The following is a 24,972-nucleotide window of genomic DNA, read 5'->3' as shown; positions in this document are numbered from 1 at the left end:
TGCATGCACTGAACGAACTTTCCGCAAGACATACACGATGACCATCACGCACGAAACCACGAACGCCCCGCGACTCACGAGCCTTTCGCATGGCGGCGGCTGCGGCTGCAAGATCGCCCCCGGCGTGCTTGCGGAACTGCTCAAGCGCACGACGCCGATGGCCGCGTTCCCCGATCTTCTCGTCGGCAACGACACCGCCGACGACGCCGCCGTCTACCGGCTCAACGACGAGCAGGCCATCGTCGCGACGACGGACTTCTTCATGCCGATCGTCGACGATCCTTTCGACTTCGGCCGCATCGCGGCGACCAACGCGCTCTCCGATGTGTACGCGATGGGCGGCAAGCCGATTCTTGCGCTCGCGCTGGTCGGCATGCCGATCAACGTGCTGCCGCATGAGGTGATCGCGCAAGTGCTGAAGGGCGGCGAGGCCGTTTGCGCAGAGGCGGGCATTCCGGTCGCGGGCGGTCATTCGATCGATTCCGTCGAGCCGATATACGGGCTGGCCGCGCTTGGCATCGTGCATCCGTCGCGCGTGAAGCGTAATGCAGCGGCGCGCGCGGGCGATGTGCTCGTCCTCGGCAAGCCGCTCGGCGTCGGCGTGCTGTCGGCGGCGCTGAAGAAAGACCGGCTCGATGCGGCCGGCTATGCCGCGATGATCGCCGCGACGACGAAGCTGAATCGTCCGGGCGCGGACCTCGCGCAACTCGATGGCGTTCATGCGCTGACCGATGTAACCGGCTTCGGCCTGCTCGGTCATACGCTGGAACTGGCGCGCGGCGCGGGCCTCACGGCGCGCATCCGTTATGCCGACTTGCCGTGGCTGCCGCAGGTGCGGGACTTCGTGAGCGAGGGCATTTTCACGGGCGCGTCGGGGCGCAACTGGACGGCGTACGGCGCGGAGGTATCGCTTGCCGAGTCGATCGATGGTTCGCTGGAAGCGGCCCGCGCCTTGCTTACGGATCCGCAAACATCCGGCGGGCTGCTCGTCTCGTGCGCGCCCGAATCCGTCGACGACGTGCTCGCGATTTTCCGTGCCGATGGCTTCGACCAAGCAGCGGTAATCGGCGAGATGAGTGACGGAGCGGGCCGTGTCGAGGTGCGCTGAGCCGCCAATACCGACGACAAGGTGGACATGAAGGAAGAATCGCCGAAAGCCATTTTCTACGCGCTCGCCGCGAATCTGGGCATTGCCGTTTGCAAGTATGGCGCGGCTGCGTTCACGGGTTCCGGCTCGATGTTCGCCGAAGCCATCCATTCCACCGCCGATTGCGGCAATCAGTTGCTGCTGCTTCTGGGCCTGAAGCGTTCGCAGGCGCCGGCTAATGCGTTGCATCCGCTCGGCTCCGGGCGCGAGGTCTATTTTTACTCGCTGATCGTTGCGCTGCTGCTGTTCTTTGTCGGCGGGGCGTTTTCGGTGTATGAGGGCGCGCATCGCCTGCTGCATCACGAGCCTTTGTCGAATCCGATCGTCGCGTTGGTGATATTGGGCGTATCGGTCGTGCTGGAGGCGTTTTCTCTCGCGGGCGCATTGCGTGAGATTCGCAAGGGCGCGCCGAACAAGACTTTATGGCGATGGTTCCGCGAGACGCGCGAGTCGGAATTGCTGGTCGTAGCGGGTGAAGACGTGGCGGCGCTTGCGGGTCTGGCGATAGCGTTCGCGGCGGTTTTGATGACGATGCTGACGGGCAATGCGGCTTACGATGCGGCGGGTTCGATCGGCGTGGGCGTCTTGCTGATGGTGATTGCATTCTTGGTGGCGCGTGAAGTGAAGTCGATGATCGTGGGGGAATCGGCGAGCCCGGAGGTGCGCAAGGCGATTGATGCACATTTGAGAGACCGGCCGGAGGTGACGCGCATCATTAGCTTGATTACGTTGCAGTGGGGCAAGCACATAGTGGTGGCGGTGCAGGCGGAGATGATCGATTTCGCGAGTGGCCGCGCGATGATTGATGCGATCAACGTCATCGAGGAGGACTTGCAGAATGCGTTTCCGCAGGTACGTTGGGTATTTTTCGAGCCGGATGTAGGACGTGAAGCGAGCGAGCGCGCGGCAGCATGACTCCTAACCACCCGTTGGTGTGAACGAGCCAAAGGGCTCGGAGGACGTGAGTAGTCAGTGGGCGTGGAAGGTGATTCAGGGCTGTGTCAAACTGAGTGCCACCGATGTTCTACGAAGTGGACACACGGTTTGCGTTGCGGGCCGAAAAGCTGCTCTCTTTGGTTGCCTTCTTTGCATGGGACCAGAGTAAGGCGCTGAAGCGCCAACTCTGGTCGACAGCCAAGAAAGGGGTGCACTAATAGACCGCCGCGAAATCAAGCTTCATAGAAGACAAGAGAAGAGAGAGAAAAGCGCCCAGGTTCACAACGTGCTACATCCCCAACAGCACGAATTCGAAGTAACGCCACGGCAGACCGAAAAGACCCCGCGTTAGCCCATAACGCAAAAAGCACCCCGCATCGAGTCCCCGAACTTTCCGAGATCTTCATCGACCCATGCGTAGATTATTTCTAGCTTTCTATCTGATCGTAGCGACGATCATCGTAAATAACGCCGAAGCGGCGACATCGCAACCGGCGTCGGCCCCAGCGGTAGCACTGACCCCGCAACAAGCCCGCGATGCGCTATCGGTCCTTAACGATCCTCAACGCCGGGCGCAAGTCGCCGACACGCTAAGAGCCGTAGCCGCAGCCGGCGCATTGGCCGCCCCTGCAAGCGCGACGCAAGCCGCATCGGCAGCAGCGCCGGCATCGGAAGCATCCGGCGTGCTTGCCAATTCACTGACCGCGAACGGCCTCGCATCGCAACTATCGCGACAGGCGGGTAACTGGCTGGTCCAGTTCGGCACAGGCTTGCGGCACTCCGCGGCCGCGTTGCTCAACATACGCTCCGTGGTGTACTGGTGGCGCGACCGCATCAACACCGAGCAGGAACGCACGCTTTTGCTGCACGTCGTGGGAACGGTCCTGCTCTCGCTACTGCCGGCGTTGCTGATCGAATACTTCGCATCGAAACTCCTGCGCAGACCGCGCGAGAAGGTCGCGGCACGCGGCATCGCGGATACGGAAGCGAACGAGCCGCAACTGGTGCAAGAGCAACGCGCCGCCGAGCGTGCCGAAGACACGGCGCAGCGCACCGGCGATGAAGTCGCGATGCATGTCGCCGAGCGCAAGGCCGATGCCGCGCGCGGAAAGCGCCACGCCGCGCATCACTGGACCTTGCTGCAACGACTGCCGAACGCACTGCTTTACCTGCTGTACAACCTGATCCCGCTCGGCGTCTTCATGGGCGCGGTGACGATCCTGATGTCCATCTTCATCGATGACAACACGACGGAAGCCCACGTCGCGGGCGCGCTCATCGACGTCTATCTCGTCTGTCGCGCCGTGATGATTCTCTGCGCATTCTTCGTCGCACCGCGCGCCAGGGGACTGCGCCTGATCCAGATGCGCGACCAGTACGCGATCTACACGACGCGCTGGCTGCGGCGCATCGTGATCGTCGGCGGGGCGGGCATCGCGCTCGCGAACGGCTGCGAGCCGCTCGGGCTGTCCGAACCGGCGCATATCGCGATCCTCAAGGTCGTCACGCTCGTCGTGCATCTGATGATCGCGTGGGTGATCTTCGAATCGCGCAATGTCGTGGGCGAGCGCATCCGTCAGCGCATGACGGCGCATCGCTCGGTCGCGCTCGTCGGCAGCTGGGTGGCCGACGTCTGGGCGGGCGTCGCCATCTTCTTCGTCATGGCGATGTGGTTCGTCTGGGCGCTCGGCGTGCAGAACGGCTACGCGACGCTCTTCCATCTCGGCGGCGTATCGCTGCTGGTCCTGGTCGGATCGCGCGTCGCGGCGATCGTCGCGTTCGGCGCGCTCGGCCGCGTCTTCCGCGATAACGACGAGGAGGACTTCGCGAGCAAGTCGATCGCGCATCGGCACGCTTACCGCTATTACCCGGCGCTGCGCCGCATCGTGCAGACGGTGATCGGCGTGGCGACCGTGATCGCGCTGCTCGAAGTGTGGGGCGTGCACATCCTGCGGTTCTTCACGTCGGGCGGCGTCGGCAACCGGCTCGCGTCTGCACTGCTGACTATCGCGGTCGCCGCCGTGTTCGCGGTCATCGTGTGGGAATCGGCGAATGTGTTCGTCGAACGACGCCTCGAGCAATGGAACGCGACCGGCGATCGCGTGCGCGCGGCGCGCTTGCGCACGCTCCTGCCGATGATGCGTACCGGCCTCTTCATCGTCATCGCGATGGTCGTCGTGCTGACCGGTCTTTCGGAGATCGGCGTGAACACGGCGCCGCTGCTCGCGAGCGCGAGTATCTTCGGCGTCGCGCTCGGTTTCGGCTCGCAAAAGCTCGTGCAGGACTTCATCACGGGCATCTTCCTGTTGATGGAAAACGCGATGCAGGTCGGCGACTGGGTGACGGTGTCGGGCGTTTCGGGAACGGTGGAGTATCTGTCGATTCGCACCGTGCGCCTGCGCGGCGGTGACGGCTCGCTCTATACGGTGCCGTTCAGTTCGGTGACGACGGTGAACAACACGAATCGCGGCATCGGCAATGCGGCCGTGCGCGTGTCGATTGCGCTGGGCCAGGACGTCGATCTGGCGATCTCGACGCTCAAGGAAATCGGCGCGGCCCTGCGCAACGACGAGGCGTTCCGCGACGGCATCCTGTCCGACTTCAGCTTCTGGGGCGTCGATGCCGTCGACGGTTCGACCGTCACGCTCGCCGGCCAGATCCAGTGCCGTGACAGTTCCCGCTGGCCGGTGCAACGCGAATTCAATCGCCGCATCCTGAACGAGTTCACCGCGCGCGGCATCGAGATCGCGAATCCGCAGCGCAACTTCGTCATCGTCAACGGCAGCGCGCAGGATTCCTCGCAAGACATGCAGGACGATAGTGACAAGGCCGGCGCGGATCAGCGCGCGGAGCCGTCGAGGGCGGCGCAGCATCCGACCAACGAAGCGGCCGCCGGCAACGATGCGGCATCGAGCGCGCCGCCGCCGCGCGGAGCGCAAAGCGGAACGTAAGCCGATGAACGCGCCGTTCGACGAAACGGCGCGCTTTCACGCAGCATTCGAAGCCGTCGCGGCGTTGTGCAGGCCCTCTACACGCTCACGCGCTTGCCGGTATCGCGGCCGGGTCGATGCTGAATGCTGCGCGTCGATCCGGCAGCGGACGTTTCGGGCGATGCACGTCCCGCCGAGGTACTGATCGTCACCCGGTTCGAGGCGAGGGCGCACGCCTGGACCGTGGCGGAGGGGCGGCCTACAGGGACTGCCGGCGACTATCCCGACGTGCATTGCAATGTCGACGACATCCGCGTTGCGACAAACGGAATGGGTCTGCTCGACTGCGCCGCGCAAGAGGACTTGCGCCTGCCACCGAGCATGTGTAACTAGCGGGCGGTCCGCTCGTTCGCGAAATCGTCTCACACTCGGATGGGCGGAGAATCCGCGTGAGAACGCGTCGAAACTGGCGAAGCAATCGGCTTCAGCGGCGCGTAACTCGCGAAGCGCAAAAATTACTCCATCACGCTTGATTCGGTAAAACCGGTTTTGCCGACTTCTTTACCGCATTACACCGTCTTCGTCCCTCTCAAAAATACCCTTCAAAGCTGTCAACCGACGCCCGCAAGTCCCCGTTCTTGCTGGCGTCGCGCGATTATTACTACCAAGACCCACCCCGCGACCTGGCAACCGATTCAGCGGTCGATCGGACAAAACGACACGGTCACTTTTGCTTACCCCAAACTTACCGGCGCAAAGTGTTGTTTGAAACAAAATATTATTGAGATGGTCTTGCGTTCGGGTAAGGGCGTACTTAGAATCCGTTTCACAGAGTTGTTACGAGTTGTAACGGCCTGTATCAAAGTACGTAGCCGGTCGAAACCGGCACGGCGAGGGAATAAAAAAGATAGCGGCAGCAAGCCGGCGGGAAATTCGGGGATTTACTGGAAGCAGCAACCATGAACGGTCGCGAAACGCTGGAATCGATCCGGGAAATCAACTTGTCTTACATCATGCTCGCTCAGCGTCTGCTGCGCGAGGACCGGGCCATCGGGATGTTCCGGCTCGGGCTGTCGAAGGAACTGGCTGACTTGCTGTCCGGGCTCACGCTCGCACAGGTCGTCAAGCTCGCGCAATCCGACAATCTGCTGTGCGCTTTCCGCTTCAACGATCACACGATGCTGTCGGCACTGACGCAACCGGCGAAGAACGCCGACATCGCGCCGACGCACGCGGCAATCCTGCTGGCTGGCCAGCCGGCTGAACAGTTCGCTTAAGTGAAGACGGAGCGAGCCATGCTGAAGAAGAGCCTCACGGAAGACGCCCAGGAAGTGTTTCGCGCCATCGCGCTGATCGAGCTTGGCGCGCGCATGCAAGTGCTGGAGAGCGAACTGACGCTTTCGCGCGACCGCATGATCCGTCTGTATCGCGAAGTGAAGGGTGTATCGCCGCCCAAGGGCATGTTGCCGTTTTCGGCGGACTGGTACATGACGTGGCTCGCCAACATTCATGCATCGCTGTTTTACAACACCTATACGTTCCTCAAGAACGAAGCCGGTTGTTCGCATCTCGATGCGTTGACCAAAGGGTATCGGCTGTATCTCGAGCACTGCAAGCATAGCGGCGCCGAGGCGGTACTCGATCTTACGCGGGCCTGGACTCTTGTGCGCTTCTTCGACGCGGGCATGCTGCAGATGACGCCCTGCTGCCGCTGTACCGGGAAGTTCGTCGCACACAAACATGATTTGCAGAACAACGTGGTGTGCGGGGCCTGCCAGCCGCCGTCACGCGCGGGGAAGACCAAGAAAGCGGCGGCGGCCCGACAGGCCGTACAAGAAGCCGCTCTGGAGGTAGTGTCCGTCAATCACGAAGTGCCGCAAGCGCCGGGTCATCCGGAGCGGATTGCACTCGAGAACGTTGCGGCGATGCAGTCGCAGCGTGCAAGCCTGGTCGCACAGGCTGCTTAGGCGGTAGCGGCGCCGGTCGCCCAGCGAGGGCCATCCGCTGGATGGTGGACGACCGGCATGCCGCTGCCGTGTTTTACTTTTCTCGGCGCCGTCCGTGCGTCGCGCAGCGTCCATCAGGCCCCAAGTAAAATGCTTCGACAGCACGCGCTATCGAAGGATTCGCCTTGGTTCAGGCATCGCAGACATCAAAGCAAGGCTTCTTGCTGACGCGTCATTGGCGCGATACGGCAACCGGCACGGAGGTCGAGTTCTGGCTCGCCACCGATGACGGCCCGCGCAAGATCCGCATTGCTCCGCAAACCCCCGTCGCATTCATTCGCGCCGAAGACCGCGTTCGAGCCGAGCCGTTCGTTCGTGCTGTGCGCGATGCACGATTGCGTGAATTGCCGCTCCGGGACTTTCGCCAAAAGCCTGTGCTCGGGCTTTATTGCCCGCAGTATCGGCAGTTGCTCGGGCTCGAAAAAACGCTCAGGAATGCAGGCGTCGATGTCTTCGAAGCCGATATCCGCCCGACCGAGCGCTATCTGATGGAGCGCTTCATCACCGCGCCTGTTTCGTTCGATGGCGAGACGAGCGGCGATGTGACTCATAGCGAACTGAAGCCGGCAGCAGACTATCGTCCGTCGTTGAAGCTCGTCTCGCTGGACATTGAAACCAGCGCGAAGGGCGCGCTCTATTCGATTGCGCTCGAAGGCTGCGGCGCGCGCCAGGTCTTCATGCTCGGCCCGCCAAACGGCGACGCAACAGCCCCGCTGGACTTCGATCTCGACTATTGCGCGAGCCGCGCCGAGATGCTGCAGCGTTTCAATGCATGGATCGCACAACATGACCCGGACGCGATCATCGGCTGGAACGTCGTGCAGTTCGATCTGCGCGTGCTGCAGAAACATGCCGACGACTATGGCGTGCCGCTTGCACTGGGGCGCGATGGCAGCGCGGTCGAATGGCGCGAGCACGGCATGAAGCGCAATCATTTCTTCGTGTCGATTGCGGGACGTCTCGTGATCGACGGCATCGAGGCCCTGCGTTCCGCGACGTGGAACTTTCCGTCGTTCAGCCTCGAATACGTGTCGCAATCCTTGCTCGGCGAAGGCAAGGCGATTGATAGCCCCTATGCCCGCATGGATGAAATCGAGCGGCGCTTTCAGGAGGACAAGCCCGCGCTCGCGCACTACAACCTGACCGACTGCGAACTCGTGACAAAGGTCTTCGAAAAGACCGAACTGCTGCCGTTCTTGCTGGAGCGCGCGACCGTTACGGGACTGGCCGTCGATCGCAGCGGGGGATCGGTGGCGGCGTTCACGCATCTGTACATGCCGCGTATGCATCGGCTGGGCTATGTCGCGCCGAATCTCGGCGACGTGCCGGAAGAAGCGAGCCCCGGCGGCTTCGTCATGGACTCGCGGCCCGGCCTCTATGACTCGGTGCTCGTGCTCGACTACAAGAGCCTTTATCCGTCGATCATCCGCACGTTCCTGATCGATCCCGTTGGCCTCGCGCAAGGCATGAGCGAAACGGACGCGACGCGCACCGTGCCCGGCTTTCGCGGCGCGTTGTTCTCGCGCGACAAGCATTGTCTGCCGGCAATCGTCGAGCAGGTCTGGCAAGGCCGCGAGGCCGCGAAGCGTCAGCGCAACAAGCCGCTTTCGCAGGCGCTCAAGATCATCATGAACTCGTTCTATGGCGTGTTGGGATCGAGCGGATGCCGCTTCTTCGATCCACGTCTCGCATCGTCGATCACGATGCGCGGCCACGAGATCATGCATCGCACGCGCGAACTGATCGAAGCGCGCGGTTACAGCGTCATCTACGGCGATACCGACTCGACCTTCGTCTGGCTGCGCCGTGCACGCGATGACGACGACGCCGCGCGCATCGGCCGCGCGCTCGTCGATTACGTGAACGAATACTGGCGCGAGCATCTGCATGAAGCGTTCGGACTCGAAAGCGCGCTCGAACTGCAGTTCGAAACGCACTTCAGGCGCTTTCTCATGCCGACGATCCGTGGCGCCGAAGAAGGCAGCAAGAAGCGTTACGCCGGACTCACGCAACGTGCGGACGGCAGCGAAGAAATCATCTATAAAGGGCTTGAGACGGTACGCACCGACTGGACCCCGCTCGCACAGCGTTTTCAGCAAGAGCTTTACATGCGCATCTTCAAGGGCAAGCCGTATGCGGACTACGTGCGCGATTACGTCGAACGCACGCGGCGCGGCGAACTGGATGCGTTGCTGATCTATCGCAAGCGCCTGCGCCGCAGCCTCGATGAGTATCAGCGCAACGTGCCGCCGCATGTCCGCGCCGCGCGCACCGCCGACGAATTCAACGCGCGGCAGGGACGTCCGTTGCAATATCAGAACGGCGGATGGATCAGCTATGTCATGACGCTCGGCGGACCGGAGCCGGTCGAGGCGCGGTCCGCACCGATCGACTACGAGCACTACGTGAGCAGGCAGCTTCAGCCCGTGGCGGATGGCATCCTGCCTTTCATGCGCGACGATTTCGCCGCGCTGATGTCCGGGCAGCAAGCGTTGTTCTGAGCGTTGCCGTGGCGGGTTGCGATGCGCGGGCGCGGCATTTGCTGCCGCATCCCACGTTGTCCGCATCGGGAAATCGACAATGGAAGCATGCACATGATGACTGCGTCCACGGAAATCAGCCGCTCGCAACTGCGCAACCGCATCGTGAGCGATCTTGCGCAGGCGATCTGGAAGTTTCGCCTGCAAACGCTCGCCGCGGTCACGCTGATGATCGCGTCGCGTCTTGCGGTCGTGTCCGTGCCGCTGATGCTGAAGCATGTGATCGACGAATTCAGCCGGCCGACGGCCAACGCCGTCTTCCCGGTGTTCGTCATCCTGACCTACGTGCTGATGCGCTATCTCGGCGATGTGCTCAACGAAGCGCGCGACATCATCTTCAGCATCGTGACGCAGCGCACGGTTGCATCGTTCACCGAACGTACGTTCTCGCATCTGCACGGCATGGGGGCGCGTTTTCATGCGCAGCGCGAAACGGGAGGCGTCGTGCGCGACGTGCAGAAGGGCGCGGACGGCATCGGCTTCCTGCTGGGCGTCGCGATCTTCACCATCGTGCCGACGTTGATCGAGATCGGCACTGTCGTCGCGATCATGATGAGCCAGTACGCGCGCACATTCACCATTGCAATCGGCGTGACCTTCGTGTGCTATGCGGTCTATACGCTGATTTTCACGCGCTATCGCATGCGCTTTCAGCGCGCCGTGAACCGGCTCGAAGCGCAGTCGGACAGCCGGCTCGTCGACAGTCTGCTCAACTACGAAACGGTCAAGCTCTTCGCGAGCGAGGACGTCGAGCGCAAGCGCCTTTCGACCGTGCTGGACAAATGGGTGACGGCGCGCACCGCCAACCAGCGCGCATTGACCATCCTTCATGTGGGGCAAAGCACGGTCATTGCGATCGGCATTGCAGCGGTGATGCTCCTCGCCGCGCAGAACGTGGTGGCCGGCACGATGAGCGTCGGCGACCTCGTGCTGGTGAATGCATACATCGTGCAGGTCTGCGCGCCGCTCAATACGCTTGGGTTCGTGTTTCGCGAGACCAACGATGCCATTGTCAACGTCGAACGCATGTTCGAAATACTGCTTGCGCGCGGGCGTCGCGGTGAAGACGTCGACGAAATCGACGCCAAGCCGCTCGACGTGACCGCGGGCGAGATCGAATTCCAGCACGTCGATTTCGGCTATGATCCCGCGCGTCAGATCTTGCGCGATATCGATTTTCGCGCGCATCCCGGCAAGAAACTCGCGGTCGTCGGCGGCAGCGGCTCGGGCAAGTCCACACTGATGAAGCTGCTCTTCAGGCTCTATCAGCCGACGGCCGGCGTCGTCACCATAGACGGCCAGGACATTCGGCACGTCACCCAACAGAGCCTGCGCGAAGCCATCGGCATCGTGCCGCAGGACACCGTGCTCTTCAACGATACGATCGCCTACAACATCGCGTACGGGCGTCCGTCGGCCACGCGCGCCGATGTGGTCCGCGCGGCGCGTGCGGCGCAACTGGATACGTTCATCGAACGCCTGCCTGATCACTACGACACGCGCGTCGGCGAGCGCGGCGTGCGGCTTTCGGGCGGCGAACGGCAACGCATCGCGATTGCGCGCGCCATTCTCAAGGACCCGCGCATCATCGTGTTCGACGAAGCCACTTCCGCGCTCGATACACGCTCCGAACGCGCGATTCAGAGCGAGCTCGACAGGCTGGCACAGGGGCGCACATCGATTGTGATCGCGCATCGGCTATCGACTGTCGTCAATGCGGACTGGATTCTCGTGATGGAGCACGGGCGTATCGTCGAGCAGGGGCAGCATGCGGAACTGATCGAACGCGGCGGTGTTTATGCGCGAATGTGGTCGCTGCAGTCGCAACAGGGCGAGCTCGCGCAAGTGCAGCGCAAGGTATCGGCGCAACCGGTTCATCTGGGCGCGCTGATCGCGGGCGTGGTCGATGGCTTGCATGAGGAAATCGTCGAACATGGCGTGCAGCTTTACACGATGTTGCCCGAGGACGATCTGCGCGTGACGGGCGACCCCGGCGTGCTGCAGCTCGTGATCGCGGACCTGTGCCGCACCGAGATCGATGCTGCGGATCGCGGCGAACGCGTGGAATTGCGCGTGGAGCGCGAAGCGAATCAGGTGCGCGTCTGCGTGCTCGGCCGTCGCGCGCAGCCGGCGCCGCTATCGCAAGAGCAGGGCCGCAGGCTCGAAGAAGCGCTGAGCGAAACAGGCGGCACGTTCACCGTGAGTTATGTGGACGGCCACCTCGCCTATGTGGCGATGATGCCGCTGCGCCCCGTCGTCGATGCCGACGGCCAGGCGAGCCCGCAAGCCGATGTCACCGGCAATCTCGAGGGTCTCTGCGTGATGGTGCTGGACGATCAGGAAGCCGCACGCGAAGCATTGGGCGCGGTGCTTGAAACGACCGGCGCAGGCGTGCGCCTCGCGGCATCGGGCAAGGAAGCACTCGAATGGCTCGCACACACGCCGACCGAACAATGGCCGGATGCGTTGCTATGCGACATCGTGCTCGGCGAGGAGAATGGTTATCAGGTGCTGCGTCGCGTGCGCGAACTGGAGGCGAGCCGGCGCGTGTCGCTCGATCGACGCATGCCTGCAATCGCGCTGACGGGGCACACGCAGACGGAAGACCGCTTGCGTGCGCAGATGGCGGGCTTCCAGATGCACATGATGAAGCCCGTGCCCGCCGAGCGGCTCATCGCGGCGATCCGACAAGTCGCCGTGCGTACGGAAGCGTGAGGGAGCATCGCATGGACGAGCAGGCATTCGCACGCATCGATGAACTGAGGCCGACGCAAGGTGCACTCGGCATGGAGCATGTACGCGAGAAGATGCGCCTCACGAGCGAGCAGGCCGACGGCGAGCGTGCGGCTTTCATGCAGGAACATGCGCTGTGCCTCGTGCGCGGGCCGGGCGGCACGCTGCACGTGATCGACCATCATCACTGGGCGCGCGCGTGGCATGAACTCGGCGTCGAAGTCGTGCCGGTGAAGATCGCACGCGACTTCAGCGACCGCGATCACGACGCGTTCCTTGCGGCCATGCGCGAAGAAGGCTGGCTTCATCCGTTCGATGCTCAGGGTAACGAAACATCGGTGGAGGCGTTGCCGCCGACATTAGGCGCCATGCCCGACGACCCTTATCTGAGCCTCGCCGCCTTCGCGCGCATGGCGGGTGTCTTCGAGGATTCGCCGGAGTTCAACGCCAAATTCGCCTGGGCCGATTACTTCCGCGAGCGCATAGACGGCGATTTCACGACGACTTCGGGTTTCGCCAAGGCGCTCGCGCAGGCAGTCGCCGCTTCGCGCGAAGACGAAGCGCGCGAACTGCCGGGCTTCAAAGCGTAGCCATCGCCGCGCGCGTTTCCTGCGCTTCGATGATCTGACGGAAGTAGGCCGCCGTGCGCCGCAGGCCTTCGTCGAGCACGGTGACGGGCTGCCAGTCCAGCAGCGCGCGCGCCTGCGTGATATCCGGCTGACGATGCCACGGATCGTCCATCGGCAACGGACGGAACACGATCTCCGACTTCGATCCCGTCAGCGCAACGATACGCTGTGCAATCTCCAGCATCGACAGTTCGTGCGGATTGCCGAGATTCACCGGCCCCGTGACTTCATCCGGCGTGTTCATCAGGCGGATGAAAGCATCCACCATGTCGTCGACATAGCAGAACGAACGCGTCTGCGTGCCTTCGCCATACACGGTGATCGGCTCGCCGGCGAGCGCCTGCATCATGAAGTTCGACACCACGCGGCCATCGCTCGGATGCATGCGCGGACCATATGTGTTGAAGATGCGCGCGATCTTGATGTTGAGCCCATGCTGACGGCGATAGTCCATGAAAAGCGTCTCCGCGCAGCGCTTGCCTTCGTCGTAGCACGAACGCGGACCGATCGGATTCACGTTGCCCCAATACGCTTCCTGCTGCGGATGCACGCGCGCATCGCCATAGACTTCGCTCGTCGACGCCTGGAAAATCTTGGCTTTTACGCGCTTGGCGAGACCCAGCATGTTGATCGCGCCGTGCACGCTCGTCTTCGTCGTCTGCACCGGGTCATGCTGATAGTGAACCGGCGACGCGGGACACGCGAGGTTATAGATTTCGTCGACCTCCACGTACAGCGGGAACGTGACGTCATGGCGCATCAGCTCGAAGTTCGGGCTGTCGAGCAGATGCGCGATGTTGTCTTTCGTGCCGGTATAGAAGTTGTCGACGCATAACACGTCGTGCCCTTGCGCGAGCAGGCGCTCGCAAAGATGCGAGCCCAGAAAACCCGCTCCCCCTGTCACCAGAATGCGCTTGCGAAATGCTTCTTTCATGACGATTCCCTTTGATGTGAGTGCATCCTGATGCGCTAATTGCAGACGTGCCGCAGCGTCGCTTCCCATTCGGCGGCGAAACGGTCGATATGGAAACGCTCGAGCGCGAGGCGTCGTGCGCCTTCGCCCATGCGTCGCGCTTCGGCGGGATCGCGAAGCAACTGCTGCATGGCATCGACGAGCGCGTTCGTATCCGTGTGAACGAAGCCGCTCTCGCCATTGCGGATGACGGTAGCAAGTTCGGTCGTCGCAAGACCGACGATCGGCATGCCGATGGTCATTGCCTCTACGATTGCAAGACCGAGACTGGTCCAGCGAATCGGATTGAAAAAGAAGCGATATTGCGCGGTGAATGCGGCCAGATCCAGATTGCCCACTTCACCGAGCCCGCCCGCCGATTCCGCGTCCATGCCGACGAGGTCGAGCGGCACGCGTTGCGCCGCATCCGCGAACACGTCGTTGCCGAGCCTTCGTCCGCGCTGCCGCAAGTGATTGATGACGACGATGCCGCGCTCCTTCTCGCCGCTATAACGCACGCCTTCGGGCACGACGACGCCGTGTTCGATTACGCGTGTCGGCGTCTCGCCGCTGTCCCACATCAGGCGATTGAAGTGCGTCACGTGCACGAGCAGAGTGTCGGGATCGTTCACCCAGTGGCGCTGTTCGAACGGATTTTCTTGCGGCGGGTCATGCTCGATATAAACGCGCGGCAAGCGCCGCTGCGCATCGGAGAGCAGGTTGACGCGATCGTCGTCCCAATGCGTGCGATGCTGAAACAGCACCACGTCGAACTGTTGCGAAGCCACTTGATCCGCAGCGACTTCATGCACGTTGTCGCCCCACGGCAGCACGCCGACCTTGCCCGCGTAGCCGGGTGGATGACCGGGCTTCGTCACGAGATAGAAGTCGTGCTTCGCCTGGCTCAGGTAATACATGTAGTTGCCGTGGACATGCCACGTGAGCACGCGCAGGCGTCGTTGATTAGCAGTGGGCATCGGTTTCCAGTTTTTCTGCGGGCAACTGAGTTCGCGCAGCATCCAGCACTTGCGCGACGCTGATATTGAGTGCGCACGGATGCCCGTACGGACATTCGCGAAACGCACAGGGGCGGCACGGCGGATAGTCCGCGAGCACGCGATGACGTTCACGATCGAGCGGCGCCCAGCGCCGCGTATCGCTGCCGGATGCGATGACGACGCTCTTCGTGCGCATCGCCGCCGCGACGTGAGAGAGACCGGTGTCGTTGCATACGACGAGCCGCGCGCGCGCAACGAGCGCAGCCAGTGCACCGAGCGATGTCTTGCCGGTGAGATCGATGGCATCGACGCCGGGCGTATCGGCGATCCTTGCTGCGATGTCCGCTTCGCCAGCGCTGCCCGTCAACGCGACTTGCCAGCCATCGGCTGCGAGCGCGGCTGCGACTTGCGCGAATCGTTCGGCAGGCCAGCGCCGCGAGGGCAATTGCGAACCTGCATGTACGAGCACGAGACGAGAAGCATCGAGCGCATGGTGTTCGATCAGCGCGTCGCATTCGCGCGTGTCCTGCTGCGTCAGCGGAATCTCGAGTTGCGTATCGCTTGCATCGATGCCGAGCGCATCCATGAGCGCGTTGTAACGTGCAATCTCCTGCAGTTCATCGGGCCACGGAATGAAGACACCTTCGCGCGTGGCTTCATCCGGCTTGAGAAAGCCCGCGTCGGTGCACGCATGCATCTGCCCGACGATATCGTTGGCCACGCCGCCGCTGCCGTGCAACTGGATCGCGAGATCGAAGCGGCGCGCACGCATCGCATCGTAGAAGGCGGGCAAGTGCGCATCGGTCTCCTCCTGCTCCGGAAAGCCGATAGCGCCGGGAAAGACGATCAGTTCGTCGAGCAGATGCGCGTAACGCTCGACGAAGCTGTGCGCCCAGGGCAGGCCGATCAACGCGATATGCGCTTCAGGATACGCACGGCGCAACGCGCGCAATGCAGGCACGGCGCACAGCATGTCGCCGAGCTGGAGCGCCCTGAAAATGGCGATGCGCTCTACGTTGGCGGGCTTCATACGAACAGCACGCGGAATTTAACCGCGCCGTAGAGCCGCCAATAGATCGAAAGGAAGGGAATCCATAGGGACGTCCAGGCCATTTCGAGTATATGAGCGCGGGTCAGCGCCGTCGTTCTTAGGCGCTTGATGCAGAACCACGCGCTCAAGGCAATCCAGATTTCGATGCCCAGTAGCCCTAGCGTGGCGTTGCCGTTGGCGAATGCAAGCAAGGCAATCACCACCACCGCGAGTATCGCGTAGTAGAGCAAAGGGGGCGTGCTTCTGATGCGCTCCTTGAAGAGCGTGCGATGCTTCTTGTAGAGCAACGCATCGAACTGGCTTTTCTTCTGCTGCGAAAGACTCACGCCCCAGCGCGCGGGACGCACCGGATGCAGCACGATCGCGTGCTCGGAGCGGACGATATCCGCGCCCGATCGCATGAGCTTGAACTGAAGATCCGAGTCCTCGCGCCATGCCGATGTAAAGCGGGCATCGAAGCCGCCGACGCGCTTCAACGCGGCACGCGTGACGAACGTATTGGCCGTCGCGAACTCCGTATGCGCAAGGCCCGCGGCGTCCTGTTCGTAGTCGGTCGGTCGCGGGCCGAGCGGCACCACGATACGGCCGGATACCGCATCGGCGCCGGCTCGCAACTCTTCGACGCCATTCGCGAGCCAGCGCGGATCGGGGATCGTATCGTCATCGGTGAACGCGATCCATGCAGCACCCGATGCGCGCCATCCCGCGTTGCGTGCGCCGGCCGGTCCCTGCGTCGCCGTCACGGGCACATAGCGGATGCGCGGACCCGCATCGAATTCGCGTGCAAGCGATGCGACGCGCGAACGCGTGGCGTCGTCGGGACCGTCGTCGCATACGATGATCTCGAATCGCGTCTTGTCAAAGTCCTGCGCGACGATCGCGCGCAGGCAACGCTCGAGCATGTCGGGCCGCTGATACGTCGGCACGACGACGGACACATCGAACGCGTCACCCGTCGCAGTGCTCGCATCGTGCGCTGCGGCGTCGCGCGCGGGATCGCTTGCGCCGTCGTAGGGGAACGAGCCTGCGATGGCGCTCATGCAGGCACCCCCGGCTTCTCGATCAGGAACGGGCCGATGACGAGCGCATCGAGCGGCGAGGTCCAGAACGATTCGACCGCATCGCGCGGCGAATTGACCATCGGCTCGCCACGCGTATTGAACGACGTGTTGACCAGAACCGGCACGCCGGTGCGCGCCTTGAACGCGGCGAGCAGATCGTAGTAAAGCGGATGTTGCGAGCGGTTCACGGTCTGCACGCGTGCAGTGCCGTCGATATGCGTGACCGCCGGAATGCGCGCTTTCATGTCCTCGCGCACATCGAACACGAAGAGCATGAAGGGCGCGACGCGTGCGTCGACGAACCAGTCGGCCGCGTGCTCTTCCATTACGACCGGTGCGACAGGACGAAAGTCCTCGCGATCCTTGATTTCGTTCAGGCGCGCCTGCATCGACGGATCGATCGGCGATGCGAGAATCGAGCGGGCGCCCAGCGCGCGCGGCCCGAACTCCGTGCGTCCCTGGTACCAGCCGATCACACGGTTCGACGCCAGAATATCGGCTGTTTCAGCGGCGATATCGTTGAGCCGGCGATACGGCGTCTTCGACCACTTCAGGAAAGATTCGATGTCCTCTTCGCTATAGCACGGCCCGAGGTATGCATGATTCATGTGCCAGCGGCGGCTGCGATCGCCTTCCTTCACGCGCTCCTGATAGTCGGTCCAGAGCGCAGCGCCGAGCGCAGTGCCGGCGTCGCCCGCAGCAGGTTGCACCCAGATATCTTCGAACGGGCCGCGATCGCGCAGCCGTGCGTTCATCACGCAATTCAGCGCGACGCCGCCGGCCATCGCGAGATGCTTGAGGCCGGTGCGTTCATGCAGCCAGCGCGCGAGTTCCAGCGCGGTCTCTTCGAGCACGAACTGCAGCGAATGAGCGATATCGTAATGATGCTGCGTCAGCGGGCCGCCGCGCTCCCGTCGCGGACCGAAGCGTTCGACGAGACGCGGCGCATCGACGGTATAGCTGCCGTCATTGCGATACTTCACGATCTCGCGGAATTGATCGACATACACAGGCTTGCCGAAGGAAGCCAGCGCCATGACCTTGTACTCGTCGGACGAGTGCAGGAAGCCGAGATAGTCCGTCACTGCTTCATAGAGCAGCCCGAGCGAATGCGGCAGTTCCACTTGCTTGACACGCCGATACTCGCCATCGACGAACTGACCGAGACTGGTCGTCACGCCTTCGCCGCGGCCATCCATGGTCAGGACCGCGGTGTTTTCATACGGGGCGGCAAGGAACGCGCTCGCTTCATGCGAGAGATGGTGGTCGACGTTATGCCATTCGAAGCGCGGCGCACGCCCGCCGCTCAAGAAACGCTTCTTCAGGTGATGCGGCGCGCCGTCGAGAAGCTGGCCGCGCGCATTGGCGATATAGCTGAGAAAGAGCGGGTCCCACGGCGATTCCGAGGGATTCGTGCTCACGTGCTCCGACGGCATGAACGGCAGCGTGATGGTCGCCTTCGCCTGCTTCGGCATGCCCGAGAACAGCTGCGGATCATACGAGTAAGCGATGTGATCCACGTCCGCGAGTTCGATGCCCGCTTCCTTCAGGCAATAGTCGATGGCGTCGAACGGAAGCTGCCACGTCGAGAAGGGCACGGGACGCTTGGCGTGCTTCACATGCGTAAAGCGCTCGTCTTCGGCCGCCGCGATCACGACGCCGTCGTGAACCAGCGCCGCGGCGCTGTCGTGATAGACCGCATTGATTCCGAGTGTGTACATAAGGCGCGTCTCTCAGGGTAATGTCAGATGAGCAGGTTGGTGTTCGGTGCGGGCATCGAGCAGGGACATCGCGGCGTCGACGACTTCGTCGACGCTCACGCCGAGCAGACACTGGTGATGCCCTTCGGGACACACGCTGCGATAGCACCAGCGGCAGGGCACATCGCGATAGAGCACGCGGTGCGGCGTTTGCCACGGCATGTGCTGCGGATTCGTGAGCGCATACAGGTCGACGACGGGCGTTCCGAGCGCCGACGCGATATGCACGGGACCACTGTTGTTCGAAATCAGCACGCGCGCCTGCCTGATGAGCGCCGCGAGTTCGCCGAGTTCCAGCGTGCCCGCGAGATCGACGATGCGTGCATCGCCTGCGCTGACGGACTCGCACAATGCGGCTTCGCCCGCGGAGCCGGTGACGAGCACGGGCCATCCGGTGCGCGTGGCCAGCACGCGTGCGGCTTGCGAGAAACGTTCCGGCGGATAGCGGCGCGATGCAGCAGTCGCGCCTGGATGCATGACGAAGCAGGGCGCGTCGGCATCGATGCCGCGATCGGCGAGCTTGCGAGCGAGCGAGGCTTCGTCTGCCGCGCGCAAGTCGAAGCGCATGCGCGTATCGCTGGCATGTGCGCCGACGCTTGCAACGAGTGCAAGCTGACGCTCCACTTCATGCCGCGTGCCGTGCTGCGGCTCGGATTCCGCCACCCAATCCGTCAGCAGGCCGTATGGATTTTCGCGGCAATGCGCAAGCCTTCGCGGGATATTCGACAGATGGCACAGCATCGCTGCAGGCAGCGGATTCTGGCTGTAGACGCTGAAGATCACGGCGGCGTCGAAGCCGAGCGATGCAAGACGTTCGCGCATCGCGAGATCGGCGGCGGGGTCGATCGGTTGGTCGTGCTTGACCCACGGCGCGTGATATTCGATCACGTCGTCGATGTCGTCGATGAAACGCGCCGCCTGCGCGCCGGAACCCGACGCGAGCAAGGTCAGATGCCGTCCGGGATACGCATGCTTCAACGCATGAATCGCGGGCGTGGTCATCAATACATCGCCGAGATTGTCGGGACGAATGCACAGAATGCGTCGCACGTCCTCGCCCCAGACGCGCTGGACGGCAGTGGCCGGTGCGCGTGCATGGGCGGTGACGGGCTGCAGCGTGAGCGGAATCTCGCGCTTCATGTCGAGAGCTCCGTCTCATGCCACGCCCGTTCGATGATGCGCGCGGCTTCGCTCATGTCCTTTGCAATTGCATCCGGCTCGCGCAGCGGGCCGCGCTGCCATACGGTTTCGTTGCCGTTGTCGATGAGCACCGCGCGGCAGCCCGCACGATGGCCCGCTTCGATATCGTCGAGAATGTCGCCGACGAACCAGCTTCGTTCGGGATCGAGACCGAGTTCACGCGCGGCACGCCGGATCATGCCGGACGCAGGCTTGCGGCAATCACACGCGAGCGCGTAACGCGCGACCGTCCCCTGCGGATGATGCGGACACCAGTACACGCCTGCGAGCTTCACGCCGGCAGTGGCTGCGAGCGCATGCAGTTTCTGTTCGACATGAACGAGCGCGGCTTCATCGAACTTGCCGAGGGCGACGCCGCTTTGATTGCTGATGACCACGACCGGCACGTTCATGCGCGCGAACGTCGCCAGTGCATCGAACGCGCCGCGCGCAAGACGCATCTTGTCGGGATCGACGTTATAGGGCACGTCATCGAGCAACGTGCCGTCCTTGTCGAGAAAGACAGCGGGCTTCATGCGCTCGCGCCGCCGTATGCCGCGCGGCGAGTGCGATCATCGCTTGCCATGTCGACATCGGCCACGCGCGCATAGACGCGCTCGAGCGATTGCGCCACGCTCGCCCACGTGAACATCGCGCGTGCGCGTTCGAGTCCCGCCGCGCCCATGCGTTCGGCGAGCGCGGCATCGCGCTTGAGGGTGGCGAGCGCATCGGCCAGTGCGGCGGGGTCTTTCGGCGGCACCAGCAGGCCCGTCTCGCGATGCGCGACCGAATAGCGAATGCCGCCCACGTCCGCGCCGATCACAGGCCGGCCGCACGCCATCGCTTCGAGCGGCGTGATGCCGAACGGCTCATACCACGGTGTCGTGACGAACACGTCGGCGGCGTTATAGAAGACCTTCAGGCGTTGCCGTCCATGACGGCCGAGGAAGTTGACCTTGTCCGCCACGCCGCATTCCCGTGCGATGCCACGCAGGCGGCCGATCTCCGGCGTCGCGATCTCGTTGGCTTCGTCCGAGTTGCCGCCGATCACATACAGGTGCGCCTCTTCGTTGAGCTTACGATTGCAGAGGCCGATGCCGCGCACCACGTTGTCGATGCCCTTGCGCGGCACCATGCGGCCCAGCTGCAATACGATGAAGCGGTCCTGCGGCCAGCCGAGGCGTTCGCGCGCTTCGGACTTCTTCATCGGATGAAACTCGGTGCTGTCGAAGCCGCATGGCACGAGATCGATACGCGAGGCATCCGCGTGATACAGCGAGAGCAGATCGGCTTCATCCTGCGGGCATTCCGCGATCACCGAGTCCGATTCGCGCACGAGCGCGTCCTCGATATCGAAGCGCTCGTCGGGAAAGCCGTCGCCTGCGCCCTGATGAATGCGGCGCACGCGGCCGAGCGCGTGAAACGTCGTGACGAGCGGCGTGCCGAGCGCTTCCCTGATGCGCATGCCGACAAGCCCGGACATGAAGAAGTTCGCATGCACGACGTGATAGGGCGTCGCCTGCTTCCTGAAGTAGCCGATCATGAAGCGGGCGAACTCGTCCATGTGCGGCAGAAGCTGTTCTTTCGGCAACTGCACCGGCGGGCCTGCCGGCACATTGATGACGCGTATGTTCTGGATGCCTTCGAAGCGCGACACGAGCGGCAGCAGCGAACGGTCGCGGCGTGTGAAGACATCGACTTCATGGCCATTGCGCGCAAGGTGCCGCGCCACATGCGCGACGTAGATGTTCTGCCCGCCGCTGTCGACGCCGCCCGCCACCGCAAGAGGCGACGCATGCTCACTGATAAGTGCGATCTTCACGTGATGGCCCCTTGATCCGCGTTGTATGAGATGGCCCCGGAAGCGCTCGCGGCCCAAGGATTGCGAGCGCGCTTCGAAACACGCTGGCGGTTGAGCATTCGTTGTGCCACGCCTGCAAAAATGCGCAGAATCGTTTGTTCGTTGGGAGACGAAAGCAATTTCGTTAAAACGCTTCTCAACCAGGGACACGCTTTTACACGCTGCTTGTAGTTATGAGTAATTTCGTGAGTTCGCGCGCGCCGCGCTTATCGTGCTTCTCGACGGCGATCGTCATCACGAACGATCGCACGCATCATCTGGACGTGGCGGCCTATCACACGACGCCGCGTCAGCGCCCAGGGAAGGCCGCGCAGCAGTTGCAGCGCATCGCGCGGCAAGGTGCGCTCGCGACGCATGACGCTGAGCGCACGCAGGCTCGCGCCGATCGCTTCACGCAAAGGCAGCCGAAGCCATGCGACCCACGCCGCGTTGCGGGCAAGAAGACGGCGACGCAACGCGCTGTCGCGTATCGGCGACGGATGATGATGAAGCACGAGTTCATCGGCATAAACGAGTGCGTGGCCATGATCGAGCATGTCGAGCGCAAGCAGCGATTCTTCACCGCCGATGAAAAGGCGCGGTTCATAGCCGCCCATCGCCTTGAATACGTTCGTGCGAAACACGCTCGCGCCTGCCATATAACCGACGAGCGATGGCCCGGGCAAGCCGCGCGCACCGAGCGGACTCACGCGCATGCGTTCGCATGTTTCATCGGCGGCGCCGTCTTCACCGACGACCACGCGCGCACTGAGCACTGCGACGCGCGGAGCGGCATCGAGGATATCGACGGCGCGTGATAAGGAGCCTGCGCTCCACCAGGTATCGTCATCGCAGAAGGCGACGTATTCGGTGCTCACGCGGTCGACGCCGAGATTGCGGCCCGCCGCGCCCATGTTCGACGGCGCGACGACGAGCTCGACGAACGGAAACGCTTGGGCGATGCGCTCGGCCGTGTCATCGGTGGATGCATTGTCGACCACGACGATCTCGATGCGATCGGGCAATGCAGCAAGCCTTGCGAGCGTATCGAGCACCTGCTCGGCGCGGTTATACGTAAGCACGACAACGCTGATGCGAGCGGCGCGGTCGTCATGTGGATGCGTCGATGCTTGCGGCACGGCGCTCATCGACGGTCCTTCGCAGGCGCGAGCTGCCAGTACCGCTCGGGCATGAAGACGTCGTCGTAGCCATCGTCGCCGAACGCCTTCAACTGGCTTGCATAGGCACTGACGGCTTCGTGCTTCAGTGCATGGCGCCGCTGCAGTTCCGCTGGCGCGGGAAGCGGCGGATTGAACGGCGTCGCCTCGATGCCGCGTTCGAGCAGATCGGCCATGCGCTGCTGCACAGCGCCACTCATGCGGCGATATAGCCCTTCCTCATACCCGTAGCACGTCACGCCGGGACGCTTCTGCCACGCATCGCAAGCCGCTTCGTGCACGAGGATATGGTCGGAATGAAAGAGTCCGAGCGGAATCAGGAGCGCATCCGGGCGATGCTCGTCGATGGCGTCGGTCAACGCATGCGCAATCGATTCGCGTGTCGGCTTCGCGGACTGCGCCGCATCGGGAACGTATTGCGAATCGAGAAAGCCCAAATGAAAGGGCGCCGCGCCGAGTATGCCGAGCGCCCGCTTGTCCTCTTCGATGCGCGCGGCCATCGCTTGCAGTGCGCTCGTGAAGCCGCATTGCGCGTCCCAGTCGGTATGAAGGTCTTGCGCCGGACAGCCGGTAAAGACCGTGCAGACGCGCGGATGTGACGCGCCCGCGAGCGATGCGCCGCAGCCGAACACGGCGTCATCGAGATGCGGAGAAATCACCAGAAGTCTGGGCGTGGTTTCGAACATAGGGCGGGCATCCGTGCTGGGAACGGCTCGTCCGCGTGCAAGTAACGGGCCACGTCCCGTTGCCTGCGCAAGCCGGCGCGCTAGAAGCGCATGCCGACGCCCGCCTCGATGATGTCCGCGTCGCGGTCGTAACGCGTCACCATGCGGTTCCACGTGAGGCGCGCGAGCCAGCGGTTCGTGAAGCGATAACTCGCCGACAGCGAAACGAGCCCGGAGAAGCGTCCGTCGCCGGTGCGGTTTTGCGGGAGATCGTCGTTCTGCGTGATGGACAGATACGGGCCCGCGCCGACGCCCAGCGTGAGGCGGTCATCGAAGAAGGCGCGTGTCGCCCAGAGTTGCGCGGCGACGCCGTCGCGACGCGACTGCACATGCCCGCCTTCATGCAGGTACGACGCGGTGAAATCGACATAACGCCACAGCCCGCGCCGATATTCGATGCCCGCCGCGAGCTTCGTCTCCGAGTCGAGGCTGTTCAGCACGGTGGTGCCGAGCATGACGGTGACTTCGTTGCCGGTGACGTTGGTCGTGCGCGAAGGCGCGCTATCACGCGGACCGTGGCCGTTCGGTGCATCCAGCTGATAGCCGATGCCGAAGAGGAGGGCGGTCGTATCCGGACCGCCGAAAGCCTGCACCCGGTTGAGCTTCAGTTGCGCGATCCATCGATTGTCGAAGTAGTACGCGGCGCGCAGCGTCAGCATCGCGCCCCAGCCGTGCGTGTTCGAATAGTCGCCGCCCGCTTGCGCCTCGCTGGTATCGAAGTATCGATACGGCCCCGCTCCCGCCGACAACTCGAGCCGGTTGTTCATCAGCGGCAGCCGGCCCCACAACTGCACCGACTGACCATCCCGATGATGATTCGGAATGTGGCCTTCGTTGAGCCAGGAGAAACTCCACGCGGCATAGGGGCCGAGCCCCTCGCGATAGTTCGCTTCCCATGAGTACGTGTTCTGACTGCCGCTCTTCAGCGGGCCGGCGAGCACCGAGAATTCCTGGGCGTGCGCGCTCGAGCCGATGAGCGCCGCAGCGGCGCAGGCAATTGCCCAGCCGGTGCTTTTGAGTTTCAGTTGCGGTCGAATTGGTGTCATCGAAGAGGGCTTGGATTGCGGTCGTCAGCCGTCCTCGTCCTGGACGGCACGTCGAGCATACCGGCTAAACGCGAATCATGCACAAACGGGGCCAAGGCGGTCGCGGCAAATGTTCGTCGACGAACGTGCAGATTCGCCGATCGGCGATACAAATGACGCATGCGGGCCCGCTTCGCGACATCACGCAGGCGAGCTTCTTCCGACGCGCGGTCTTTGGGTGAATCGACTGCATCGTCCGGCCAAATCAATCGTAGCGAGGTC

At 63.1% G+C, this 24,972-nt stretch carries 20 protein-coding genes; 9 read left to right on the top strand and 11 right to left on the bottom strand.

What is annotated here, in order from left to right; genetic code table 11:
- Positions 1-37 precede the first annotated feature (37 nt).
- From selD to P9220_RS16710, 9 genes are all read left to right on the top strand, one after another.
- On the top strand, positions 38-1,108 hold the full coding sequence (gene selD / locus P9220_RS16750; RefSeq protein WP_309766130.1) for a selenide, water dikinase SelD: 1,071 nt from the start codon (positions 38-40) through the stop codon (positions 1,106-1,108).
- Between the two features lie 27 nt (positions 1,109-1,135).
- Positions 1,136-2,062 carry a cation diffusion facilitator family transporter gene (locus P9220_RS16745; protein WP_309766129.1) on the top strand — a complete coding sequence of 309 codons (927 nt, stop codon included), beginning with the start codon at positions 1,136-1,138 and terminating at the stop codon, positions 2,060-2,062.
- Positions 2,063-2,496: 434 nt separating this feature from the next.
- Positions 2,497-5,034: a mechanosensitive ion channel domain-containing protein gene (locus tag P9220_RS16740; RefSeq protein WP_309766128.1), complete on the top strand. Its 2,538-nt coding sequence runs from the start codon at positions 2,497-2,499 to the stop codon at positions 5,032-5,034.
- A 123-nt stretch (positions 5,035-5,157) separates the two neighbouring features.
- Positions 5,158-5,406, top strand: coding sequence for a hypothetical protein (locus P9220_RS16735; protein WP_309766127.1), 249 nt, complete (start codon positions 5,158-5,160; stop codon positions 5,404-5,406).
- Positions 5,407-5,972: 566 nt separating this feature from the next.
- Positions 5,973-6,290 carry a flagellar transcriptional regulator FlhD gene (flhD, locus tag P9220_RS16730; protein WP_035963774.1) on the top strand — a complete coding sequence of 106 codons (318 nt, stop codon included), beginning with the start codon at positions 5,973-5,975 and terminating at the stop codon, positions 6,288-6,290.
- A gap of 18 nt (positions 6,291-6,308) precedes the next feature.
- On the top strand, positions 6,309-6,980 hold the full coding sequence (gene flhC / locus P9220_RS16725) for a flagellar transcriptional regulator FlhC (RefSeq protein WP_309766126.1): 672 nt from the start codon (positions 6,309-6,311) through the stop codon (positions 6,978-6,980).
- Between the two features lie 164 nt (positions 6,981-7,144).
- Positions 7,145-9,520 (top strand): DNA polymerase II, encoded by a 2,376-nt coding sequence (locus P9220_RS16720; protein ID WP_309766125.1) that lies wholly within the window; start codon positions 7,145-7,147, stop codon positions 9,518-9,520.
- A gap of 96 nt (positions 9,521-9,616) precedes the next feature.
- Positions 9,617-12,274, top strand: coding sequence for an ATP-binding cassette domain-containing protein (locus P9220_RS16715; RefSeq protein WP_309766801.1), 2,658 nt, complete (start codon positions 9,617-9,619; stop codon positions 12,272-12,274).
- 11 nt (positions 12,275-12,285) lie between these two features.
- Positions 12,286-12,882 (top strand): ParB/Srx family N-terminal domain-containing protein, encoded by a 597-nt coding sequence (locus tag P9220_RS16710; protein ID WP_309766124.1) that lies wholly within the window; start codon positions 12,286-12,288, stop codon positions 12,880-12,882.
- Here P9220_RS16710 and P9220_RS16705 read toward each other — a convergent pair.
- The 11 genes from P9220_RS16705 to P9220_RS16655 all read right to left on the bottom strand — a co-directional run bounded on the left by P9220_RS16705 (position 12,872) and on the right by P9220_RS16655 (position 24,711).
- A complete protein-coding gene (locus tag P9220_RS16705; RefSeq protein ID WP_309766123.1) occupies positions 12,872-13,855 on the bottom strand; it encodes an SDR family oxidoreductase in 984 nt (327 codons plus the stop codon). The two genes, P9220_RS16710 and P9220_RS16705, sit on opposite strands and share 11 nt — an antisense overlap.
- 35 nt (positions 13,856-13,890) lie before the next feature.
- Positions 13,891-14,850, bottom strand: a complete 960-nt coding sequence (locus tag P9220_RS16700; protein ID WP_309766122.1) for a glycosyltransferase family 4 protein — start codon at positions 14,848-14,850, stop codon at positions 13,891-13,893.
- On the bottom strand, positions 14,837-15,901 hold the full coding sequence (locus P9220_RS16695) for a glycosyltransferase family 9 protein (protein WP_309766121.1): 1,065 nt from the start codon (positions 15,899-15,901) through the stop codon (positions 14,837-14,839). Before P9220_RS16695 ends, P9220_RS16700 begins: the two co-directional genes overlap by 14 nt.
- Entirely contained in the window at positions 15,898-16,962 is a 1,065-nt protein-coding gene (locus P9220_RS16690) for a glycosyltransferase (RefSeq protein ID WP_309766120.1), read from the bottom strand. Before P9220_RS16690 ends, P9220_RS16695 begins: the two co-directional genes overlap by 4 nt.
- Entirely contained in the window at positions 16,959-18,704 is a 1,746-nt protein-coding gene (locus P9220_RS16685) for a carbamoyltransferase C-terminal domain-containing protein (protein ID WP_309766119.1), read from the bottom strand. Before P9220_RS16685 ends, P9220_RS16690 begins: the two co-directional genes overlap by 4 nt.
- Before the next feature lie 12 nt (positions 18,705-18,716).
- Positions 18,717-19,883, bottom strand: a complete 1,167-nt coding sequence (gene waaF, locus P9220_RS16680) for a lipopolysaccharide heptosyltransferase II (protein ID WP_309766118.1) — start codon at positions 19,881-19,883, stop codon at positions 18,717-18,719.
- A complete protein-coding gene (locus P9220_RS16675) occupies positions 19,880-20,458 on the bottom strand; it encodes an HAD family hydrolase (RefSeq protein ID WP_309766117.1) in 579 nt (192 codons plus the stop codon). The genes waaF and P9220_RS16675 overlap by 4 nt, the downstream gene beginning before the upstream one ends.
- Complete coding sequence (locus tag P9220_RS16670; protein ID WP_309766116.1) at positions 20,455-21,744, bottom strand: glycosyltransferase family 1 protein; 1,290 nt, start codon at positions 21,742-21,744, stop codon at positions 20,455-20,457. The genes P9220_RS16675 and P9220_RS16670 overlap by 4 nt, the downstream gene beginning before the upstream one ends.
- Positions 21,745-21,989: 245 nt before the next feature.
- Positions 21,990-22,910 (bottom strand): glycosyltransferase, encoded by a 921-nt coding sequence (locus P9220_RS16665; protein ID WP_309766115.1) that lies wholly within the window; start codon positions 22,908-22,910, stop codon positions 21,990-21,992.
- On the bottom strand, positions 22,907-23,626 hold the full coding sequence (locus P9220_RS16660) for a PIG-L family deacetylase (protein WP_309766114.1): 720 nt from the start codon (positions 23,624-23,626) through the stop codon (positions 22,907-22,909). The genes P9220_RS16665 and P9220_RS16660 overlap by 4 nt, the downstream gene beginning before the upstream one ends.
- Positions 23,627-23,706: 80 nt before the next feature.
- Positions 23,707-24,711: a hypothetical protein gene (locus P9220_RS16655; RefSeq protein WP_309766113.1), complete on the bottom strand. Its 1,005-nt coding sequence runs from the start codon at positions 24,709-24,711 to the stop codon at positions 23,707-23,709.
- Positions 24,712-24,972 lie beyond the last annotated feature (261 nt).

Source organism: Caballeronia sp. LZ016 (assembly GCF_031450805.1).
Lineage (GTDB): Bacteria > Pseudomonadota > Gammaproteobacteria > Burkholderiales > Burkholderiaceae > Caballeronia.
Note: the sequence above shows the minus strand (reverse complement) of the source record. Positions and strands in the feature narration are given on the sequence as shown.

Bases quoted from the DNA above. Each gene is read 5' to 3' on its own strand.
- P9220_RS16665 (WP_309766115.1), bottom strand. From the start codon at position 22,910: ATGAGCGCCGTGCCGCAAGCATCGACGCATCCACATGACGACCGCGCC.
- P9220_RS16690 (WP_309766120.1), bottom strand. From the start codon at position 16,962: ATGAGCGCCATCGCAGGCTCGTTCCCCTACGACGGCGCAAGCGATCCC.
- P9220_RS16660 (WP_309766114.1), bottom strand. From the start codon at position 23,626: ATGTTCGAAACCACGCCCAGACTTCTGGTGATTTCTCCGCATCTCGAT.
- selD (WP_309766130.1), top strand. From the start codon at position 38: ATGACCATCACGCACGAAACCACGAACGCCCCGCGACTCACGAGCCTT.
- flhC (WP_309766126.1), top strand. From the start codon at position 6,309: ATGCTGAAGAAGAGCCTCACGGAAGACGCCCAGGAAGTGTTTCGCGCC.
- P9220_RS16675 (WP_309766117.1), bottom strand. From the start codon at position 20,458: ATGAAGCCCGCTGTCTTTCTCGACAAGGACGGCACGTTGCTCGATGAC.
- P9220_RS16685 (WP_309766119.1), bottom strand. From the start codon at position 18,704: ATGTACACACTCGGAATCAATGCGGTCTATCACGACAGCGCCGCGGCG.
- P9220_RS16655 (WP_309766113.1), bottom strand. From the start codon at position 24,711: ATGACACCAATTCGACCGCAACTGAAACTCAAAAGCACCGGCTGGGCA.
- P9220_RS16710 (WP_309766124.1), top strand. From the start codon at position 12,286: ATGGACGAGCAGGCATTCGCACGCATCGATGAACTGAGGCCGACGCAA.
- P9220_RS16740 (WP_309766128.1), top strand. From the start codon at position 2,497: ATGCGTAGATTATTTCTAGCTTTCTATCTGATCGTAGCGACGATCATC.
- waaF (WP_309766118.1), bottom strand. From the start codon at position 19,883: ATGAAGCGCGAGATTCCGCTCACGCTGCAGCCCGTCACCGCCCATGCA.
- P9220_RS16695 (WP_309766121.1), bottom strand. From the start codon at position 15,901: ATGAAGCCCGCCAACGTAGAGCGCATCGCCATTTTCAGGGCGCTCCAG.
- P9220_RS16705 (WP_309766123.1), bottom strand. From the start codon at position 13,855: ATGAAAGAAGCATTTCGCAAGCGCATTCTGGTGACAGGGGGAGCGGGT.
- flhD (WP_035963774.1), top strand. From the start codon at position 5,973: ATGAACGGTCGCGAAACGCTGGAATCGATCCGGGAAATCAACTTGTCT.
- P9220_RS16700 (WP_309766122.1), bottom strand. From the start codon at position 14,850: ATGCCCACTGCTAATCAACGACGCCTGCGCGTGCTCACGTGGCATGTC.
- P9220_RS16715 (WP_309766801.1), top strand. From the start codon at position 9,617: ATGACTGCGTCCACGGAAATCAGCCGCTCGCAACTGCGCAACCGCATC.
- P9220_RS16735 (WP_309766127.1), top strand. From the start codon at position 5,158: ATGCTGCGCGTCGATCCGGCAGCGGACGTTTCGGGCGATGCACGTCCC.
- P9220_RS16745 (WP_309766129.1), top strand. From the start codon at position 1,136: ATGAAGGAAGAATCGCCGAAAGCCATTTTCTACGCGCTCGCCGCGAAT.